General features: G+C 67.3%; 19 protein-coding genes and 1 pseudogene. 6 read left to right on the forward strand and 14 right to left on the reverse strand.

What is annotated here, in order from left to right:
• Nucleotides 1-166 precede the first annotated feature (166 nt).
• Nucleotides 167-1,042 (forward strand): LysR family transcriptional regulator, encoded by an 876-nt coding sequence (locus WS66_RS02170; RefSeq protein WP_059600287.1) that lies wholly within the window; start codon nt 167-169, stop codon nt 1,040-1,042.
• A 75-nt stretch (nt 1,043-1,117) separates the two neighbouring features.
• Here the strand turns inward: WS66_RS02170 and WS66_RS02175 are convergent, their stop codons facing one another.
• The 5 genes from WS66_RS02175 to osmF form a co-directional block, all read right to left on the reverse strand.
• Nucleotides 1,118-1,786 (reverse strand): lytic transglycosylase domain-containing protein, encoded by a 669-nt coding sequence (locus WS66_RS02175; RefSeq protein ID WP_059600286.1) that lies wholly within the window; start codon nt 1,784-1,786, stop codon nt 1,118-1,120.
• Nucleotides 1,787-2,004: 218 nt separating this feature from the next.
• The gene (locus WS66_RS02180; protein WP_108064608.1) at nt 2,005-2,772 is read right to left on the reverse strand and encodes an ABC transporter permease; all 768 of its coding nucleotides are present in this window, start codon (nt 2,770-2,772) and stop codon (nt 2,005-2,007) included.
• Nucleotides 2,769-3,707 carry an ABC transporter ATP-binding protein gene (locus WS66_RS02185; RefSeq protein WP_059600285.1) on the reverse strand — a complete coding sequence of 313 codons (939 nt, stop codon included), beginning with the start codon at nt 3,705-3,707 and terminating at the stop codon, nt 2,769-2,771. Before WS66_RS02185 ends, WS66_RS02180 begins: the two co-directional genes overlap by 4 nt.
• A complete protein-coding gene (locus WS66_RS02190; RefSeq protein WP_059600284.1) occupies nt 3,704-4,882 on the reverse strand; it encodes an ABC transporter permease in 1,179 nt (392 codons plus the stop codon). The genes WS66_RS02185 and WS66_RS02190 overlap by 4 nt, the downstream gene beginning before the upstream one ends.
• A complete protein-coding gene (gene osmF / locus WS66_RS02195; RefSeq protein ID WP_059600283.1) occupies nt 4,879-5,802 on the reverse strand; it encodes a glycine betaine ABC transporter substrate-binding protein OsmF in 924 nt (307 codons plus the stop codon). The genes WS66_RS02190 and osmF overlap by 4 nt, the downstream gene beginning before the upstream one ends.
• 168 nt (nt 5,803-5,970) lie before the next feature.
• On the opposite strand from osmF, the gene WS66_RS02200 reads away from it, so the two are divergent.
• Together WS66_RS02200 and WS66_RS02205 are read left to right on the forward strand one after the other, a co-directional pair.
• A complete protein-coding gene (locus WS66_RS02200) occupies nt 5,971-6,900 on the forward strand; it encodes a 2-hydroxyacid dehydrogenase (RefSeq protein WP_059600282.1) in 930 nt (309 codons plus the stop codon).
• 157 nt (nt 6,901-7,057) lie between these two features.
• A pseudogene (locus WS66_RS02205) lies at nt 7,058-7,327 on the forward strand (M28 family peptidase); the annotation flags it as partial.
• Between the two features lie 156 nt (nt 7,328-7,483).
• On the opposite strand, the gene WS66_RS02210 reads toward WS66_RS02205, so the two are convergent.
• Together WS66_RS02210 and WS66_RS02215 are read right to left on the reverse strand one after the other, a co-directional pair.
• On the reverse strand, nt 7,484-9,430 hold the full coding sequence (locus WS66_RS02210) for a Xaa-Pro dipeptidyl-peptidase (protein ID WP_059600280.1): 1,947 nt from the start codon (nt 9,428-9,430) through the stop codon (nt 7,484-7,486).
• Between the two features lie 603 nt (nt 9,431-10,033).
• Entirely contained in the window at nt 10,034-10,372 is a 339-nt protein-coding gene (locus WS66_RS02215; RefSeq protein WP_044844401.1) for a helix-turn-helix domain-containing protein, read from the reverse strand.
• A gap of 78 nt (nt 10,373-10,450) precedes the next feature.
• Between WS66_RS02215 and WS66_RS02220 the strand changes: the two genes are divergently transcribed.
• A complete protein-coding gene (locus WS66_RS02220; RefSeq protein ID WP_059600279.1) occupies nt 10,451-11,356 on the forward strand; it encodes a hypothetical protein in 906 nt (301 codons plus the stop codon).
• Between the two features lie 280 nt (nt 11,357-11,636).
• The gene (locus WS66_RS02225) at nt 11,637-11,867 is read left to right on the forward strand and encodes a hypothetical protein (protein WP_059600278.1); all 231 of its coding nucleotides are present in this window, start codon (nt 11,637-11,639) and stop codon (nt 11,865-11,867) included.
• Between the two features lie 81 nt (nt 11,868-11,948).
• Here WS66_RS02225 and WS66_RS02230 read toward each other — a convergent pair whose 3' ends face one another.
• The 4 genes from WS66_RS02230 to WS66_RS02245 all read right to left on the reverse strand — a co-directional run bounded on the left by WS66_RS02230 (nt 11,949) and on the right by WS66_RS02245 (nt 15,007).
• On the reverse strand, nt 11,949-12,797 hold the full coding sequence (locus WS66_RS02230; protein ID WP_059600277.1) for an alpha/beta hydrolase: 849 nt from the start codon (nt 12,795-12,797) through the stop codon (nt 11,949-11,951).
• 111 nt (nt 12,798-12,908) lie between these two features.
• Entirely contained in the window at nt 12,909-13,640 is a 732-nt protein-coding gene (locus WS66_RS02235) for an alpha/beta fold hydrolase (RefSeq protein ID WP_059600276.1), read from the reverse strand.
• Nucleotides 13,637-14,443, reverse strand: a complete 807-nt coding sequence (locus WS66_RS02240; RefSeq protein ID WP_059600275.1) for a DinB family protein — start codon at nt 14,441-14,443, stop codon at nt 13,637-13,639. The genes WS66_RS02235 and WS66_RS02240 overlap by 4 nt, the downstream gene beginning before the upstream one ends.
• 132 nt (nt 14,444-14,575) lie before the next feature.
• Nucleotides 14,576-15,007 (reverse strand): YciI family protein, encoded by a 432-nt coding sequence (locus tag WS66_RS02245; RefSeq protein WP_059600274.1) that lies wholly within the window; start codon nt 15,005-15,007, stop codon nt 14,576-14,578.
• Between the two features lie 366 nt (nt 15,008-15,373).
• Between WS66_RS02245 and WS66_RS02250 the strand changes: the two genes are divergently transcribed.
• Nucleotides 15,374-15,604, forward strand: a complete 231-nt coding sequence (locus WS66_RS02250; RefSeq protein ID WP_059600273.1) for a hypothetical protein — start codon at nt 15,374-15,376, stop codon at nt 15,602-15,604.
• Nucleotides 15,605-15,646: 42 nt separating this feature from the next.
• Here the strand turns inward: WS66_RS02250 and WS66_RS02255 are convergent, their stop codons facing one another.
• From WS66_RS02255 to WS66_RS02265, 3 genes are all read right to left on the reverse strand, one after another.
• Nucleotides 15,647-16,348, reverse strand: a complete 702-nt coding sequence (locus tag WS66_RS02255) for an MBL fold metallo-hydrolase (protein ID WP_059600272.1) — start codon at nt 16,346-16,348, stop codon at nt 15,647-15,649.
• Between the two features lie 145 nt (nt 16,349-16,493).
• A complete protein-coding gene (locus WS66_RS02260; protein ID WP_059534134.1) occupies nt 16,494-17,264 on the reverse strand; it encodes an ABC transporter permease in 771 nt (256 codons plus the stop codon).
• 5 nt (nt 17,265-17,269) lie between these two features.
• On the reverse strand, nt 17,270-18,214 hold the full coding sequence (locus tag WS66_RS02265) for an ABC transporter ATP-binding protein (RefSeq protein WP_059600271.1): 945 nt from the start codon (nt 18,212-18,214) through the stop codon (nt 17,270-17,272).
• Nucleotides 18,215-18,536: the final 322 nt, after the last annotated feature.

Consider the following 18,536-nt stretch of genomic DNA (forward strand, 5'->3'; position numbering starts at 1 on the left):
GTTTTCCTCATCGAAGTTCGGGATGCGCCACCGGGGCGATGCCGCATCGGGCGGCGGCCGCGCGCGTTGCGCCGGCCTCGCCTCCACGTCAGCATCATCCATTGCTTCCTTTTCGAGATAAACCGGGTATCGTGGAGATCATTGATCCATTGATGGAGCAGTCGGCATGGAACTGCTGAACGACATGGCGCTGTTCGTGGAGGTCGTGAAGGCGCACGGCTTTCGTAGTGCCGCCCAGACGCTGGGGATGCCGAATTCGACGTTGTCGCGGCGGATCGGCGCGCTGGAAAAGGCGATCGGCCTGCGATTGCTGCATCGCACGACGCGCCGGATCGAGCTCACGGAGGCCGGGCAGCTCTACTTCGAGCGCTGCAAGCGCATCGTCGACGAGGCGCGGCTCGCGCACGAACAGCTCGGCGGACTGCTGGCCGAACCGTCCGGGGTGCTGCGCGCGTCGTTTCCGGTCGATTTCGCGGTGATCTACCTGACGCCGCTGGTCGTCGAATTCGCGGAACGGTATCCGAAGCTGACGTTCGATTTCGAGCTGACGTCGCGGCGCGTCGACCTGGTGAGCGAGCCGTTCGACGTCGCGATCCGCATCGGCGAATCCGCGGATTCGCAGCTCGTCGCGCGGCGGCTCGCGACACTGCGCAGCAACCTGTATGCGTCGCCACGCTATCTCGAACGTTCGGGCGAGCCGCTCGAACCAGGCGACCTGACGCGCCATCAGTGTCTGAGCGTGCAACGCGTCAGCGCGTGGACGCTGCGTCGCGGCGAGCGCACGGTCGACGTGCCGGTGGGCGGGCGGTTCGTCGTCAACAGCGTCGGCATGAACCGGCAACTGGCCGTGCACGACGCGGGGATCATCCAGTTGCCGGAGGAAGTGGTGGCCGACGACGTGGTCGCCGGCCGGCTGCGCCGCGTGCTACCGGAATGGGAGGGCACCCCGGTGCCCATCTATGCGATGACCGAAACGCGTTTGCTGCCCGCGAAAACGCAGCATTTCATCGAATTTCTGCGCGCGCATTTCGCACGCGAGTGAGCGGCGGTACGTGCCGTCGTGCGTCCCGCCGCTGGGGGATACGCAGGTACGCGCGGTGCGTAGCGTGAGGTGCGCTTACTTCGCGTTGCGATTCGCGGCGGGCGCCGCGGTCGACAGATCGCTGACCGGCATCATGCGCGCGTTCGTATCGTTCGCGCCTTTCGCGCCGTCTTCGGGTTCGAGCACGAAGCGGAACGTGTCGACCCGCTGCATCACCTTCGCCGCATACGCATTCGATCCGCCGTAGCTTTTCAACCCGGCCTGCACGTTGCCGCCGGCCGCCCGCACATAGCCCGACAGAATCTTCGAGCCGGCTTCGACGTTCGCATTCGGCTCGGTCAGGTCTTTCACGTTGCGCAGCATGCCGCGGTGCGCGGAAGGCACGACCTGCATCAGTCCGGTCGCGCCACGCTGGCCGCGCGCCTTTTCCTGGAAGCGCGATTCGATCGAGATAATGGCGTAAACGAGTGCCGGAGGCAGCGAATATTTCGTCGCAGTCATGTTCACGATATCGGCGAGTTTCGCGGCGCGCTCTCTCGCGACGCCGAATTTCTTCGTCAGGTAGGACGTGATGCGACGGTTTGCTTCGTTGGGCTGATCGTTCGCGAGCGGGACGGCGGCCTCGGTCGGCGCGGATGCGGCGGCTTCGGGCGCGGAGGCAGGCAATGCGGGCGCCTGCTGCGCCGAGGCCTGGTGCGCGATGCCGAGCGAAAACACGATCAGCCAGAGAAACCGTCGTCGCATGGTGAAGTGCGGGGAAATGGGAGGCGCATAGTATATCGGCCAATCATCTGGCGTGTGCGAGCGCGGGCTCGAATGAAAGCGCGATGTAGGCTTTTGTCGGCGGGTGCCTCGCACGGACTCGATCGTTGCACGAACACGTATCGGAGTCCGGATGAAGAACGGCCGGATTTTCTCTCGCGTCCCCCACTTCATACGCGTATCGCGATCGCGGATGCGTGCTACGCCCGCCGCGCGCTCGCCACCCGTGCAAGCGCGCCGATCGCATCACTGACCAGCACCGCGAGCAGCCCGACGATCACGCCGCCCTGCAGCACGAACGCCGTGTTCGACGTCTGCAGGCCCGCGATGATCACATCGCCGAGCCCGCGCGCGGCGACCGTCGACCCGATCGTCGCGGTGCCGAGATTGATCACGACCGCGAGCCGGATCCCGTTCACGATCACCGGAAACGCGAGCGGCAGCTCGACCGACACCAATTGCTGCCAGCCGCTCATCCCCATTCCGCGCGCGGCGTCGACGACATCGCGCGGCACGTCTTCGAGCCCCGCGATCGTGCTCTCGAAAATCGGCAGGAGACCGTACAACACGAGTGCGATCAGCACGGGTTTCAGCCCGAAGCCAACGGCCGGCACCGCGAGCGCAAGCACTGCCACCGGCGGAAAGGTCTGGCCGATGTCGACGACGCTGCGCGCGACCGGCAGGAAATCCGCGCCGGCCGGCCGCGTGACCGCGATGCCGGCCGCGACCGCGACCAGCGTGCCGATCAGGCTCGACAGCGCGACGGTGCCGAGATGCGTGAGCGTGAGGTCGAGCAGGCTCGCACGATCGTAGATGACCGGCGCGCCGTTGTCCGCGAACGGCGCGAACACGCCCTGCAGCCATGCGGGGCGCAGCAGCAGCACGAGCAGCAGCGCAAGTGCGGCCGCACGCGCGACATACGCAGGAAACCGCCGCGGCAGGGTCGAACGCGCGGGCTTCATCGTCATGCGGGCTTCCTCGCATGCGCGCGGATCGCATCGAGGGTGATGCGGCGCGCAGCGTGCCCGTTGCCGTCGTCGACCGGCAATGCGTCCGCTCCGCGCCACAGCAGCTCGGACACCGCGTCGCGCAACGTGCGCGTCGCGGCGATCGGTTCGCCGTCGGCATGGCCGGGTTCGGCTACCGCGTCGATCGGCGTCAGCGCGAGCAGGCGCAGCGGCCGGTCGACGCCGGCGACGAGCTGCTCGACGACACCCGCGGCCGGCTTGCCGAGAATCTCGGCCGGCGGCGCAACCTGCAGCAGCCGTCCGCCGTCCATCACCGCGATCGTGTCGCCGAGCTTCAGCGCTTCCTCGATATCGTGCGTGACGATCACGACCGTGATGCCGAGGCGGCGCTGCAGCGCGTACAGGTCGTCCTGCGCCTTGTTGCGGATGATCGGATCGAGCGCGCCGAACGGCTCGTCCATCAGCAGCATCGCGGGCTCGGCCGCGAGCGCACGCGCGACGCCGACGCGCTGCTGCTGGCCGCCCGACAGTTCATGCGGCAGCTTGTCCGCGAACTCGGACGGAGCAAGATGAAACAGGTCGAGCAGTTCGCGCACGCGCGCGTCGATGCGCTCGGCCGGCCAGCCGAGCAGGCGCGGCACGGTCGCGATGTTGCGCGCGACGCTCCAGTGCGGAAACAGGCCGTGCCCCTGAATCACGTAGCCAATGCGCCGCCGCAACTGCTCGGGCGGCACGCTCGCGGTGTCGACGCCATCGATGCGAATCGTGCCGGCGGTCGGCGCGATCAGCCGGTTGATCATCCGCAGCAGCGTCGACTTGCCGCTGCCCGATGCGCCGACGAGCGCGGTGATCGTGCCTTGCTTCATCGTCAGCGAGACGTCGTCGACGGCGACGACGTCGCCGAAGCGTTTGCCGATGCGTTCGATCTCGATCATGCGGTACGTCCCTTCGCAAGCGTGGTCGCGGCTTCGAACACGACGGCGGCCGCCAGTGCGAGCGCGATCGTCGGGATCGCGCCGAGCAGTACGAGATCGGCGGCCGATTGCCCGATCCCCTGGAAGATGAAGGTACCGAAACCGCCGCCGCCGATCAGCGCGGCGACCGCGGTCAGCCCGATGTTCTGCACGAGCACGATGCGCACGCCGCTCAGAATCACCGGCAATGCGAGCACGAGATCGACGCGCAGCAGCCGCTGCGCGCGCGTCATGCCCATCGCGCGAGCCGCTTCGGTCACATGCGGCGGCACCTGCTCGAGCCCGACCACGACGCTCGACGCGATCGGCAGCAGCGAGTAGAGAAACAGCGCGAGCACGGCCGGCGCGACGCCGATCCCGCGGATGCCGAGCGCGGCCGCGAGCGGCACGTGCGCGGCGAGCAGGCCGAGCGGTGCCATCATCAGCCCGTACACCGCGATACTCGGGATCGTCTGCACGACATTGAGCACCGGCATCACGACGGTGCGCACCGGTGCGACCCGCGCACACGCGATGCCGAGCGGCAGGCCCGCGACAAGCGCGGCCGCGACCGATCCGCCCGCGAGCGACACGTGCCGGATTGCTTCGCGCCAGAAGTCGTCGCTGCGCACCGCGTATTCGCGCATCACGGACAGGCCGTCCCACCAGCCGGTCGCAAGCGGCACCGATATCGCTGCGATAGCGACGACGAGTGCGACGAGGCGGCGCCACGGGCCGAATGCGAGCCGCGCGAGTGCGTCGGCGACCAGCACCGTCCAGGCGAACAGCAACAGCCAGACGCCTGCCGCGGGCGACACGCGCGCGAGCACGTCGTCGGGTGCGACCACGTGCGTCGCCGCGGCGCCGACCGCGTAGGCGAGCGTCGCGAGCCACGTGCAGCCCGCCGCGAGCCGCCATGCGGGGCGGCTCCCCGTCATCGCCCATATTGCGCCGACGACCCACAATGCGGCGAGCGCGGCCCCCTGCATCGCGGGCAGCGCGGCGAACGCCGACAGCCCGGTGCCGGCCGCGATCCGGTTCGGCCGAAGCACCATGAACGGCATGCCGACCACCGCGACGATCGTCAGGACACCGATCAGGATGCCGACTTTATCCAGCGCGATGTGTCGCGCGGACGCCACCGCGCGACCCGTCACTTGACGAAGCCTTTCGACTTCAGGTAGCTCTTTGCCACGCCGGCGGCCGGCTCGCCGTTGATCTGGATGCGCGCGTTCAGCATTTGCAGCGTCTTCAGGTCGAGGCTTGCGAACACCGGCTTCAGGTACTCGGCGATTTGCGGATGCGCTTTGAGCACGACTTCGCGAATCACCGGCGTCGGCGCGTAGACGGGCTGCACGTGCTTGTCGTCGTCGAGCACGACGAGGCCGCTCGATGCGATCCCGCCGTCGGTGCCGTACACCATCGCCGCGTTCACGCCGTCGGTCTGGTTCGCGGCGGCCTTGATCGTCGCGGCCGTGTCGCCGCCCGACAGCACGACGAGCTGATCCGGTTTCAGCTTGAAGCCGTAGGCCTTCTCGAACGACGGCAGCGCGGACGCGCTGTTCACGAATTCGGCCGACGCCGCGAGCTTCAGCTTGCCGCCGCCCGCGATCCACTTGCCGAAATCCGAGAAAGTCTTCAGGTGCTGCGCTTGCGCGACCGGCGCGAGCACGGCGACGCCCCACGTGTTGTTCGCGGGCGCCGGCGCGAGCCAGACGAGATGGTTGGCGGCATAGTCGAGCTTCTTCGCTGTGTCGTAGCCCTGGCTCGCGTTCTTCCAGAGGGGATCGTCGGCCTTGTTGAAGAAGAACGCCGCGTTGCCCGTGTATTCCGGGTAGATGTCGATCTCGCCGCTCGTGAGCGCCTTGCGCACGATCGGCGTCGTGCCGAGCGCGATCTTTTCGGTGACGGGGATGCCATGGGACTTCAGCACCTGTGCGATGACGTTGCCGAGCAGGTTGCCTTCGGTGTCGATCTTCGACGACACCACGACGGGCGTGTCGGCGTGCGCGCCGGGTGCCACGAAAGCGGCGGCGAACGCGAGGCCCAGGATTCGGGCGGGCAGGGCGAGCTTCATCGGGGCCATTCTCCAGAACGGGGACGTACGCCGAAAGTTACTTGACTGAGTCGGCTTTGGCAAACCATGTGCGGCGGCACGTCCACAGCGCGCGTGGGGATAACCCGCGCGCGTCACGCGCCGTTGTTAAACTGGAACGCATTCGCCCGCCTGCGGACATTTGCTGACATGAAGCCTGAGCTGCTGGTCCTTATCGCGCTGCGCGGCGACGCGCACCGCCAGATCGCCGCGTCATACGACGTCCATCATGCACCGTTCGCCGATGAACGCGAGCGCGCGATCGCCGAACACGGCAGCACGATCCGCGCGGTGTTGACCAACGGCAGCACGGGCTTGACTGCCGCTGAAATCGATCGTCTGCCGCAGCTCACGTTCGTCAGCGCGCTCGGCGCGGGCTACGAGCACATCGATGTCGCGCATGCGAAGGCGCGCGGCATCACCGTGGTGACGGGCGCAGGCACCAACGACGATTGCGTCGCCGATCATGCGTTCGCGCTGCTGCTGGCGGCCTTGCGCAACGTCGTGCAACTCGATGCGAACACCCGCGCCGGCGTATGGCGCGACGCGCTGCCGATGCCGCCGAACGTGTCGGGCAAGAAGCTCGGTATCGTCGGGCTCGGCAAGATCGGCGAGAAGTGTGCGCGGCGCGCGGCCGGCTTCGACATCGAGATCGGTTATCACAACCGTTCCGCGAAGGATGTTCCGTATCGCTATTTCGATCGTGTCGAGGCGCTCGCGCAATGGGCCGATTTCCTGATCGTCGCAACGCTGGGCGGCGCGGGCACGCATCATCTGATCGACCGCACGGTGCTCGACGCGCTCGGCCCGGGCGGGTTTCTCGTCAACGTGTCGCGCGGCAGCGTTGTCGATACCGCTGCGTTGGCAGATGCGCTGCGCGAACGGCGCATCTCGGGCGCCGGGCTCGACGTGTACGAAGGCGAGCCGGAGCCGCCGCGCGCGCTCACGGCGCTCGACAATATCGTGCTGACGCCGCACATGGGCGGCTGGTCGCCGGAGGCGCTCGATCGTTCGGTCCAGCAGTTTCTCGACAACGCCGCGCGGCATTTCGCGGGGGAGCCGGTGCTGACGCCGGTGTGAGCGGCGCCGCCGCCGCGTGCGGAAGGGATGAAGGACGCACCGGCACGAAGATGAACCGGCCCGCCAGGACGAGAGAACCTTGCGTCGTGGCCGCGAATGCAGCGTCGAAATATCGATCCTGCTGAAATGGCATTTCACTCCATCAAGTCCGGCTATCGGCCTGACGCGTGCCGCGCTGACGGACGACGAGCGGGCCGGGCGCGAGCTCGTCGTCGAATGGATGCGTGAGCTTGACCTCGACGTTCAGGTCGATCGGATCGGCAACATTTTGGGCACGTTGCGTTCCGCCTCCGGCGACGGCAGCGAGCGGCCGCTGATGATGGGCTCGCACATCGACACCGTGACCAACGCTGGCGCACTCGACGGCTGCTACGGCGTGCTCGCCGGCCTCGCCGTCGAGCGGGCCTTTCGTCGTGCGGGGCGTCGCATGGCTGGCGCGATCGTGTGGTCGACGAAGAACGGCGCCGTGCGACGGTGAAGCATCGTCGCGCGGCGCCTTCGATGCGTGTCACCCGGCGTCATGCGCATGCGATCGCGCCCGATCGCATGCGCGTGGCGGTCAGTCGTGCCAGACCGCGCCGGCTCAGGACGAAACCAGCGGCACCGTCACGGACGTGCCTGCCGGATCGAGCGCGAGACCCGTACCCGGCGTCGGCCGCAGTGTCGCCTCGTTGTCGCTCGACAGCACGACGAGGCCGAGCGTGTGACCCGCTTCGAGCGTGTAGTCGCGCGGCATGAACGTCAGCTTCAGGTCATACGGCATCCCCGGCAGTACGGGCTGCGAGAACCAGTCCGACACGCGATTGCGCGGATCGGTCCATGCCCGCGTGACGATCGTGGCCGACCCATCCGGTGCGCGGTCGACCAGCAGTGCCGTCACGTTCGCGACGCCGGTGAAGGTCAGCCGCACGCGTGCGGTCGCGGTGCCGGACAGGCGCGTCGCAGCCGCGAATGGCGCCGTCTCGAAGCGGCTGCGATGCTCGCCGGTCGCGGCGTTCGCCAGTGTGAGCGCGGGGATCGACGCATCGTCGGTGAAGCGCGCGAGCGGACCGCCGCTCGGCAGCCGCAACAGCGTGCCGGTGCCCGTGCCGTCGCCGCCCGCGAAGTACGCGACCGGCGTGGCGTGCCGCGCGGCCCAGTCGGCTTCCTTCAGCAGCGTGCCGTCGGCCTGCTCGACCACCGCGCGCGGATCGCGTTCGACGCCGTTGTCGACGCCGATCAGGTAGCGCGTGAACCAGCGGTTCACCTCGGCAGTCCACGCATCGGCCATCGCCGGCACGCGGGTCGGGTCGGTGTGCTTCAGGCGATGCAGCCACAGTTGCGTCGGCACGCCCTGGCGCCGCATCGCCAGATACCATGACGTCGACTGGTCGACGCGCACGTTGTCGTCGGTCAGCCCCTGTGCGACGAGTGCCGGCGCGACCGCGCGCGCAGTCGGAATGTCGCGCGCGGCCCAGAACGGCGAATAGTCGCCCGTCTTGCGGTCTTCCTGCTGCAACGCCTCGTCGATCAGGTGCGTGCAGCGCTCCGGATGCGCGTTCGTCAGCAGTGCCTTGATATAGACGTCGACGTCCTCGCCCTGATAGCCCTCCGGCGCGCGCACGAGCCCGCCCGAGCGGTAGTAGCCGTACATGTTCGACAGGCCGGCGATCGGCACGATCGCGTCGAGCCCGCGCGTGCGCAGGCTCGCGACCATCTTCGGCAGCGTGCCGTCGTACGACACGCCGTACATGCCGACGTGGCCCGTCGACCAGTTCGCGACGATCGGCTTGCCGCTCGCATCCTTCGCGGCGGCATCGCGGCCGAGCCAGCGGATCACCGACGCCATCGCGACGGATTCGTCGCGCGTGAGGATCGTCGGGCAGCCGTCGGAACCGGCGGTGCCGAGCGAATCCGCATAGACGATCGTGAAGCCGCGCGGAATGAAGTAGCCCTCGATCCACGAACGGCCGGCCGCGGCCGCCTCGAGCTGCTGCAGCATGCGCGTCTGCGGCACCGCGGCCATGATGCGCGCCGAGGCGCCGGTGGCTGCCGCGGCCGCCGTGGCGGCCGGATGCGGGGTGCCGTCGAGTTCGACGTCGACGTCGTGGTTCGGGCTGTCGGCGAGCCCCGCATAGTACGGGCTTGCGAGCACGATGACCGGTGTGCGTGCGCCGCTGGCGGTTTCCGACGGACGCACGATGCGCACGTGAATGCGGTCGCGCGTGCCGTCGCCATCGGAGTCGACGGGCGTGTCGACCCACGCGTTTTCCTCGATCGTGCCGCCGGATAGCGACGGCTGTACCTGACCATTGGTGATCACCGGCTTGTAGCGCTCGCCGCTGGCCGGATTCGCGTACGGGACGCCGGACGGCGACGCGCGCCCTGGTGCATTGTCACCCTGCTGATCCTGGTTTTGCCCTTGACCTTGCGCGAGCGCGGACACGCCCGCCACGCTGCCGCCGTCATCTCCGCCGCACGCGGCGAGCGTCGCGGCTGCAACGAGCGCGGGTAGCCATGCGCGGCGCGATCCTCTGAAATGAAATTGCATTGCCGACCTCGTTCTTTTGATTGTGTGGATACGACCGTTCCGCGATACGCCCCCTGCGGGCCGGGCCGATTACTGCATGCAACGAAAAGGAAACCGCACCATCGGGACATCGCCGGCGACATGCGCCGGCCGGAAAGCCGTGGCTTCGGCCTGCATGTCATGCAGGACTGCAAAGTAAATGTACGCATGCCGCGCGTCCTTCCAGGTGAGGCGGAACGACATCATTCGATGAAACGGGGATGTTGCGAGCTGCGGTGCTGCGCTGCGGAAAAACACGACGCGATGCGCGTGCGGCGACGGAATGAAACGGATTGGCGGTTTCGGCCGCGCCACGCATTGTGATGGCTTGCCGGTTCGCGTTTGCTTTCCGGAAGCTTGCGCAAAAGTTATCTCAGTGAAAACGGCGTGTCAAACTTTTTTAACTGTGAGTAAAAAATATTTGAGACGTCGTCGATGCGGGGCGCGTGGTGTGCTGGCGGCGCGTCTGCCGCCGCTTCGCGCCGCGTCGTCCGATGCAAAACGGGCGATGACGAATCGAGTTCGCCATCGCCCGCTCGCTAGGATGCTTTCAGTCTTGCATCCATTCATGAACGCCTGTGAGGGTCAGCCGTCGTCGGCCTTCGCCTGCAGATCCTTCAACCCCTGAATCACGACCAGCAGCGCCCGCCCGTGCTCGTCGGAGCCGTCCCACGCGTCGACGATCGCGTCGCGCAGCAGGTCGTTGTACCGGCGGCGCGCCGGGCCGGTATCGACGCCGTAGAAACTGCATAGCTTATTGAATGGCGCGCTGCGTCGCAGCCGATGCCCGTTCGACAGCCGAAGGCGCGACACGGTTGGCTGGCTGACGCCGGAAAGCCTCGCAATTTCGCTGGACGAGCGCGTGTCCGCCATCAGACGGCGCAACAGGTCTTGTACAGGAAAATCATGGTCCGGGGCTTCCATGCGATGCATTATACCTATACAGTTACGGTTGTTGAATGGGCTTGCTGTCACCAGCGAGGCTGTATCCCGAGAAAGTTGATGACACTGAAACACCTCCCTCCCACGTTCTGCTGGACGAAGATCGGTACCGAGTCCGGCGAGGAACTGCCGACCGTCGTGCTCCGCAAGGAATGGGAGCGCCGGCTCGGGGGCGGGCGTTTTCTGTGGGGGATCAACCAGCCGCTCGGCAGCAGCGCGCAAGTCGCCGCGCATCGCACGGGTTCGCTGCTCGCACTGTTTTCGCCGGTCGCGTCGCGCACGCGGCCCGGCGAGCGCAGGCGCGAGGACGCGCTGCTGTGGAATGCATGGGTCGACGCAAGCGGCCAGGTGCGGCCGCTGCCGGCGCACACCTTCATCGCGAGCCGCTCGACGCTGCCGTCGGGCCGGCGCCGCGAACAGCACTACGCACTCGTCTGCGCATCGTCCACCGCACTGACGGTCGGCACGCAACTGCGCGTGTTCCCCGACCACCTGCGCAGCGTGAGCACGGGCAAGCCGCTCGGCGTCGCGCAGGGCGCGGCCGTGGTCGATTGCATCGGGCGCGCGAAGGAGCAAACTGGCAAGAGCTATCCGCTTGCGCTGTCGGTCGAACTCGAAGCACCGTATTTCGTGCGACTCGCGCAGCCGTGCGTGCTGAAGGCGCGCGATCTCGCCGAGGTGAACAAGGCGACGCGCGCCGGTGATTTCGATCGCTTCGTCGAACTGGTCGCGCGCTTGCGCGGCCGTTCGCCGACGGATGCCGTGCGTGGCGTCACGCGCGACCTGTTCGACGTGCCGCCGATCGAAACGGCGGCCGCCTACGTCGCGCCCACGCATGTCGCGCGACTGCGCAGCCGGCCCACGGCCGAGCATCCGAGCGGGCTCACCGGCGATCTGTTCGATCTGTCGCCCGGCGAAGCCGCCGCGTTCGGCGGTCTCGCGCATCCGCGTATCGGGCGCGCATGACGTTCGCGCCGCGCATGTGCGGTGCGTGACGTGAAGCAGGACTGCTGAATGCGCGTGCAATGACACGCATGCGTGTGGCCGCCATCGCGGGGCGCGCAAGAATGGGTTGCAAATTCGCCGTGGCAGATCGGCAAGCGTCGCGAGACAATCGCGACGAAGCGTGCTGCGCGGTGGCTCGTGCGCCGACAGGCTGCTCGCCGTCGTTCACGCCGCTGACATGCGCACCACGCACGCTGGGCGTCGGCTTGCTTCACACTGCAATCCTGAGGGAGACGTGTCGATGTCGATCCACATCTGTTCGCGGGAAGCTCAAGCGGCGCAACGCTTCGTCGAAGCGACGCGCAACGTCGATCAGGCGTTTCGCGCGGTGCGCGGCGAAAGCGACGACGACGTCTCGTCGGCCGAATATGCACGTGCGATGTCGCGCCTCGATCGCGCGCTCGACGAACTGGCGCGTGCGCAGGAGTTCTTCGATCGCGTGGTGGGGGCCGACGCGGCGCACGGCAACTGAACTCGATTCGCGGCTTCTACCTTCACTTCCGCGTATGGCTGAGTGAGAAATGCGACACGCCCGTGTCGCGCCTGCCGGATGCTACGCGTAGCCGCCGTGCTGGAACGACGTCGCGAAGAACTGCATCTGGTAGCGGATCGCGTGTGCCCAGTAGTCCCATGTATGTCCGCCCGGACGCTCCGCATAGTCGTGCGGCACGCCGAGCGCGACGAGTCGTTGATGCAGCGTGCGGTTCGAGCCGACGAACGAGTCGTCGCGGCCGCAGTCGATCGTCAGGTCCAGATGTGCGCGGACGAACGCGCGCGCGTTTTCGACGATCGCGTTGCGGTTCCAGAATGACGGATGGCGGCCGGGGTCGCCGAATACGTGGTCGATGCCCGGTTCGTCCTCGCAGCAGCGCGGATCGACCGCGCCGCTGATGCTGCCGACCGCGCCGAACGTGTCGGACCGGTCGAGCGCGATGCGCAGCGCGCCGAAGCCGCCCATGCTGAGCCCGGTGATGGCGCGCGCGCCCTTGGTTGCGATCGTTCTGAAATGCATGTCGACATACGACACGACTTCGTCGCCGACGAAGGTTTCGTAGCGGCTGTCCGAGTCGAACGGACTGTCGATGTACCAGCTTTCGTGTCCGCCGTCGGGCATCACGAGGATCACGCGGTAGCGATCGGCCAGTGCCGCGATGTGCGTGTTCGCGGTCCAGTCCGTGTGGTCGCCGCCGGAGCCGTGCAACAGGTAGACGACCGGAAAGCGCTCGACGCCGCGTTCCGGGCCGTGGCGCAGGCGTGCGTAGTCGTCGGGTAGCACGACGGTTGCCTTCAGCGTCTGGTTCATCGCGGCACTCGGAATCGCGACGACCCGCGCCTGATAGGCGAGGGCCGGGCCCGCGGCGGCGAGCAGCAGTAGTAGCCAGAACGCGCGTACCAGATTCATGGAGCCCTCGCATCGGGAAAACCCTGTTCGGCGACTCTAGCAACCGTCCCTTTCAGCCATATTTCGGCGAAACCTACGGATTGTCAGGTGGCGGGGCCGGGGCCGTTCGCGTCAGCCGAGGCAGCGTGCGAGCGCCTCCAGGAACGCGCCAGGCTGCTCGGCCGGCATCAGGTGCCCGCAACCGGCGATCGTTTCGAAGCCCGCACAGCGCACGAGCGCCCAGTCCGGCACGTGCCAGCCCGCACGCGAGCGTTCGCCCGCGACGAGCCACACCGGATGGCGCTCGAATACTTCGGCGAGCGCATGCGGATAATCGGAGGCGCCCGTCGTCGCGACGACCGAGCGTCCCGTCGCGCGCAGCGTCGACGCCGGCTGATGCGCGAGCCAGCGGCGCGCGTCGTCGAACTGGCGTGGCGACGGATCGTCGATCGAGCCGCGCAGCCAGCCGAACGGATCGCCGCGCAGGCCTGCGAGCATCGCGTCGGCTTGCACGGCCGACATGCGGCCGACCGACGCCGACCAGAACGCATCGTCGAGCGTGAAGTTGCCTTCGACGTTGACGATCCGGCGCACGCGCGCTGGATGCGCGTGGGCGACCAGCATCGCGATCGCGCCGCCGACGGAGTGACCGACGATATCGACCGGCTGCGTGCCGAAGTGCGTGTCGATTGCCTGCCGGACATGCTCGACTTGCGCGGCGAGCGTGATCGCGTCGGACGGCGCGTCGCGATGGATGCCGTAACCGAGCAGGTCGGGGGCGAGATGCGGGCCTGGCCATCCGGGCTCGTCGAATGTGCCGATGAAACCGTGAACGAAGACGACGGGCGGAGCGGGCTGGCTCATTGGGCGTTCGGCAACGGAAGGGGCGGTAATTCGAATTCGGCGAGCAGTTCGTCGAGTTCGAGCGCGTGCGTGCGATCGTGGTCGAGCAGCTCGCGCACGAGTTCGTCGAGCGACATCCGGCGGATGCCGTCGCGCAGCCCGCAGCGCTGGCGTTCGGACGGTTGCAGCGCCGCGGCCGACGCGCACAGCGCGGCGCGGCCGGCGCGGAACGCGGCGAGCGCGCCGTCGAGCGGCTGTGCGAGGTAGTCGCGCTGCGCGGCGAGCGCGGTCCCGTCGACGGACGCGATCACCGGCAGTTCGCGCGTGCGAACGACATCGATGCGTTCGGCGAACACCGCGTCGAGGTCGCGCAGGTGGCACGCATGTTCGACGAGCGAGAAGCCCGTGCCGGCGGGGCGGCGCGTGGCCAGCGCGTCGGGAACGCGAGCGGCATACGCGGCGAACCGGTCGGGCATCGTGGCCAGCGCGGCGACGACGTCGGCGAACGGCAGCACCAGCGGAAACGCGCTGAATACCGCGCCGTAGCTGAACAGCGTGCCGCCGATCCGGCCGCGCGCCTGCACGACGTCGTGCCCGTGGCGGCGCATCACGTCGGCGACCATCGCGCCGCAGAACTGCCGGGCGGTCGTATCGGCTTCGATTTCGGGGAACTTGTGCGCGATCTCGTGCTGGATCGCGCCGATCGCCGCGACGCCGACGCGCGACAGCGCCGCGAATTCGAGATAGCGCGCGGGCTGCGTAATCAGGGCTTCGAGCTGCGCGCCGAGTGGCGTCGCGCGAAAACGGTCAAAACGGGAATGCATGACGACAAGGCCTCGCCGTGTAACGTATCAAAATGCTACGTTACACGGCGAGGCGCCGTCAATCCGTTTATGCAGAGGATTCGGCCGGGGCACCCGCTTCGATTGCGCTGCTGCGCCCCGGCCGGGCCAGCCTTATGCGTCCCGCTTGCCTTCCATCTCTGCACGCAGCCGTGCTTCCTGTTCCTGCAGCTCCGGCGTGAACGCCTCGCCGAAATCCTCGGGCGAGAAGACCTGGCGGATCTCGATGTCCGATTCGGTAGGCATCGGATTCGGGCAGCGCTTGACCCATTCGACGGCTTCTTCCATCGAATTCACCTGCCACAGCCAGTAGCCGGCGATCAGTTCCTTGGTCTCGGCGAACGGGCCGTCGATGACGGTCCGGTCCTTGCCGGAGAAATGCACGCGCTTGCCGCGCGAACTCGGGTGCAGCCCTTCGCCGGCCAGCATCACGCCGGCCTTCACGAGTGCCTCGTTGTACTGGCCCATTGCGGCCAGCAGTTCGGTATCGGGCATGGTGCCCGATTCGGAAAAGGCCGTTGCCTTGACGATCACCATGACGCGCATTGTCGCTACTCCTTGAACGGGAAAGGGAACATCCGCAATCGGCCTGCCGTGCGGACGGCAAAACGATCGGTTACGACACTACGACGCATGACATGCGCGCGAATCGACATCGCGCGCAAACAATTCTGATCACGGGTGACGAGGAGGCGGCAGCCGTGGGCAGCATCGCGTAACGGACGAGCCGTGCGGAGTGGAGGATTCGCCCGCGTGAAACCGGAGGCGGACGACACCGGCACCGGCCGCGGCCCGGCGTGGCGAGTCGCGCAACCCGGTCGATTCCAGTGCGGGTCGATCGTGCGGCGACGCGCCGGAGCCCCCGGTCAAAACTGGTATGCTGGTCAGCATTACGTTCATGTGGAGGGCGCCATGGCAACGAAGGAAGTCTCGAAGAAAAAGTACCTGAAGATTCTGAACAAACGCCTGCGTGCCGAGCCGGAAGCGCCGGCCGGCGCGTCGTTCGTGTTCTTCCCGCTCGGCGCGAAGGCCAAGCATGCGACGGGCGTCGTATCCGGCGAGCCGCGCAGCAAGCGCGAACTCGCAGTGATGGCCGCGATCCAGAGCAAGGCCGCTGCGGAATTCGTCGTGACCGGCGCCTGACCGGCGACGGGCGACGGGCGGCCGCACACGGCGGCGCGTGCGTTACGCCGCGGCCGCCTCGCAATAGGCAATCACACCGGCGATCACGCGCGCGATGTCATGCGTGATCGCCGGGCCGTGCATCGGCAGAATGATGTCGAGATCGAGCGCCTGAATGCGGCGCAGCGCGCTCGCCAGGTGCGCGAGCGACGGGAGGTAGTCCGAGCGCGTGATCGCGTCGAGGATTGCCGGCAGCGGGTCGTCGGTCTCCTCCCTGCCGAAGCGCATCAGGATGTCCGACGACAGCAGTGCCTTGTACGCCGGCAGATACACGACGAGCGCGTCCCACTGATGCACGTGCTTCGTGAAGACCGGCACGACGTCGATGCCCGAGAGCGTCGTCGGCTCGCCGTCCTTCAACGGAATCGCGCGTACGCCGAACACGTCGGCAAGCCCCCATGTACACATCGGATGTCCGTACGCGACGAGCGCCGGATTGGCCGCGAGGAAGTCGGGCAGCGCGCCCATTTCGTCGGCCTCGAAGTGCGGGACGATCACGTTGCTGACCATTGACGGCGCGATGCCGACGGTGTCGAGCGCCGCACTCAGTTGCGTGAAGTTGGAACGCGTGCCCGTTTCGACGCACAGCACGTCACCGTGCGACGATCGTACGAAGAACTGACTGAAGCTCAGGTTCAGCGTATCGACGTAGGACGTGGCGCGAAACAGGCCGTCGCGGACGGCGTCGATTCGGGAGGCGCTCATCGGGGATCCTCGCGCAGGGAAGGGGGCGGGAGCCGCGCCGCCCGCGCACCGCGCGTTGCGGTGCGGCAGACGGCGGCAGTCGATCTTCCGATCCAGTCTAGCAGCGCCGCCCCGGATCCGCGAACCGGGGCAACCCCACGGCGCGTCAGTTCTTCAGCTTGTAGCCGGTGCGGAACATCCACGCGACGATCGCGAGCAGGATCGCGAGGAACAGCGAGGTGGCCGCGAGGCTGATCCCCACGTGCACGTCGGCCAGCCCGTAGAACGACCAGCGGAAGCCGCTGATCAGATAGACGATCGGGTTGAACAGCGTGACGATGCGCCACGCGGGCGGCAACATGTCGACCGAATAGAAGCTGCCGCCGAGGAACGTGAGCGGCGTGATGATCAGGAGCGGCACGAGCTGCAGCTTCTCGAAGCTGTCGGCCCAGATGCCGATCACGAAGCCGAACAGGCTGAAGGTGATCGACGTCAGCACGAGGAACAGCACCATCCAGAACGGATGCAGGATGTGCAGCGGCACGAACAGGCCTGCCGTCGCGAGAATGATCAACCCGAGCAGCAACGACTTCGACGCGGCCGCACCCACATACGCGATCACGATCTCCCAATACGACACGGGCGCGGACAATATCTCGTAGATCGTGCCCGTGAAGCGCGGGAAGTAGATGCCGAACGACGCGTTCGAGATGCTCTGCGACAGCAGCGACAGCATCACGAGGCCCGGGACGATGAACGACCCGTAGCCGATCCCGTTCACGTCGCTGATGCGCGAGCCGATCGCGGAGCCGAACACGACGAAATACAGCGACGTCGAGATCACCGGCGCGATGATGCTTTGCATCAGCGTGCGCCGCGTGCGGGCCATTTCGGCGCGGTAGATCGCGCGGATGCCGTGGAAATTCCAGTTCGCCATGTGCGTCAGGCCCCTTGTGTGCCGTTGCGGCGGTTGTCGATCAGGCTGACGAAAATGTCCTCGAGCGAGCTCTGCGTCGTGTGCAGGTCGCGAAAGCCGATGCCGGCCGAGCCGAGGGCGTTGATCAGCTTCGCGATGCTCGCGTCGTCGCGCTGCGAGTCGTACGTGTAGACGAGCGCGGTGCCGTCGTCCGCGCGTTCTAGCCCGAACGCGGCGAGTTCGCCCGGCACGGTCGCGAGCGGATGCTCGAGCTGCACCGTCAGCTGTTTCTTGCCGAGCTTGCGCATCAGCTCGCGCTTCTCTTCGACGAGCACGAGCTCGCCGCCGAGGATGATGCCGATCCGGTCGGCCATTTCCTCGGCTTCCTCGATGTAGTGCGTGGTCAGCAGGATCGTCACGCCGCTTTCGCGCAGAGAGTCGACCAGCTTCCACATGTCGCGGCGCAGCTCGACGTCGACGCCGGCCGTCGGCTCGTCGAGGAACAGGATGCGCGGCTCGTGCGACAGCGCCTTCGCGATCATCACGCGGCGCTTCATGCCGCCCGACAGCGTCATCAGCTTGTTGTCGCGCTTGTCCCACAGCGACAGCGCCTTCAGCGTTTTCTCGATGTAAGCGGGATCGGGGGCCTTGCCGAACAGGCCGCGGCTGAACGACACCGTCGCCCAGACGGTTTCGAACGCGTCGGTCGTCAGTTCCTGCGGCACGAGGCCGATCATTTCGCGGGCGGCGCGGTATTGATCGCGGATGTCGTGCCCGCCGACCGTCACGCGGCCTTCGGTCGGCGTGACGATGCCGCAGATCGAGCCGATCAGCGTGGTCTTGCCAGCGCCGTTCGGTCCGAGCAGCGCGAAGATCTCGCCGGGGCGGATGTCGAGGGTCACGTGCTTCAGCGCCTGGAAGCCGGACGCGTAAGTCTTGGAGAGGTCGGAGACGGAAAGGATCGGTTGCATGCTCACGGGTGGCACGGCCGGTCGGTCCGACGCTGCGCGCCGCGCGTGCCCGGTGCCGCCGCTGCGAGGCGGCCGGTGTCGGGTGCGGCATGGCGAACGGGCGTCATGTCGAACGGCGTTGTGGTGCGGGATCGCAGGACCGCCATATTAGCAATCGGAAGATGGAAATGCATTTCGACGCAAAGGTCATGCGATGCCGGTGTCGGATTTGCGGAAAATGTGTGCGCGTCATTCAATAAAGCGGCGCTTTATTCGAATCGGGCGAACAATGCGCGCGGTTTTCGGGCAACGGGATGGCGATCGCGCTTGCGCGCGGCAGCGG

It is taken from the genome of Burkholderia sp. LA-2-3-30-S1-D2, assembly GCF_001523915.2.
Lineage (GTDB): Bacteria > Pseudomonadota > Gammaproteobacteria > Burkholderiales > Burkholderiaceae > Burkholderia > Burkholderia diffusa.

Excerpts from the sequence above, each read along its gene's own strand:
- WS66_RS02170 (WP_059600287.1), top strand. The coding sequence starts at position 167 with ATGGAACTGCTGAACGACATGGCGCTGTTCGTGGAGGTCGTGAAGGCG.
- WS66_RS02175 (WP_059600286.1), bottom strand. The coding sequence starts at position 1,786 with ATGCGACGACGGTTTCTCTGGCTGATCGTGTTTTCGCTCGGCATCGCG.
- WS66_RS02180 (WP_108064608.1), bottom strand. The coding sequence starts at position 2,772 with ATGACGATGAAGCCCGCGCGTTCGACCCTGCCGCGGCGGTTTCCTGCG.
- WS66_RS02185 (WP_059600285.1), bottom strand. The coding sequence starts at position 3,707 with ATGATCGAGATCGAACGCATCGGCAAACGCTTCGGCGACGTCGTCGCC.
- osmF (WP_059600283.1), bottom strand. The coding sequence starts at position 5,802 with ATGAAGCTCGCCCTGCCCGCCCGAATCCTGGGCCTCGCGTTCGCCGCC.
- WS66_RS02200 (WP_059600282.1), top strand. The coding sequence starts at position 5,971 with ATGAAGCCTGAGCTGCTGGTCCTTATCGCGCTGCGCGGCGACGCGCAC.
- WS66_RS02210 (WP_059600280.1), bottom strand. The coding sequence starts at position 9,430 with ATGCAATTTCATTTCAGAGGATCGCGCCGCGCATGGCTACCCGCGCTC.
- WS66_RS02215 (WP_044844401.1), bottom strand. The coding sequence starts at position 10,372 with ATGGAAGCCCCGGACCATGATTTTCCTGTACAAGACCTGTTGCGCCGT.
- WS66_RS02220 (WP_059600279.1), top strand. The coding sequence starts at position 10,451 with ATGACACTGAAACACCTCCCTCCCACGTTCTGCTGGACGAAGATCGGT.
- WS66_RS02225 (WP_059600278.1), top strand. The coding sequence starts at position 11,637 with ATGTCGATCCACATCTGTTCGCGGGAAGCTCAAGCGGCGCAACGCTTC.
- WS66_RS02230 (WP_059600277.1), bottom strand. The coding sequence starts at position 12,797 with ATGAATCTGGTACGCGCGTTCTGGCTACTACTGCTGCTCGCCGCCGCG.
- WS66_RS02235 (WP_059600276.1), bottom strand. The coding sequence starts at position 13,640 with ATGAGCCAGCCCGCTCCGCCCGTCGTCTTCGTTCACGGTTTCATCGGC.
- WS66_RS02240 (WP_059600275.1), bottom strand. The coding sequence starts at position 14,443 with ATGCATTCCCGTTTTGACCGTTTTCGCGCGACGCCACTCGGCGCGCAG.
- WS66_RS02245 (WP_059600274.1), bottom strand. The coding sequence starts at position 15,007 with ATGCGCGTCATGGTGATCGTCAAGGCAACGGCCTTTTCCGAATCGGGC.
- WS66_RS02250 (WP_059600273.1), top strand. The coding sequence starts at position 15,374 with ATGGCAACGAAGGAAGTCTCGAAGAAAAAGTACCTGAAGATTCTGAAC.
- WS66_RS02255 (WP_059600272.1), bottom strand. The coding sequence starts at position 16,348 with ATGAGCGCCTCCCGAATCGACGCCGTCCGCGACGGCCTGTTTCGCGCC.
- WS66_RS02260 (WP_059534134.1), bottom strand. The coding sequence starts at position 17,264 with ATGGCGAACTGGAATTTCCACGGCATCCGCGCGATCTACCGCGCCGAA.
- WS66_RS02265 (WP_059600271.1), bottom strand. The coding sequence starts at position 18,214 with ATGCAACCGATCCTTTCCGTCTCCGACCTCTCCAAGACTTACGCGTCC.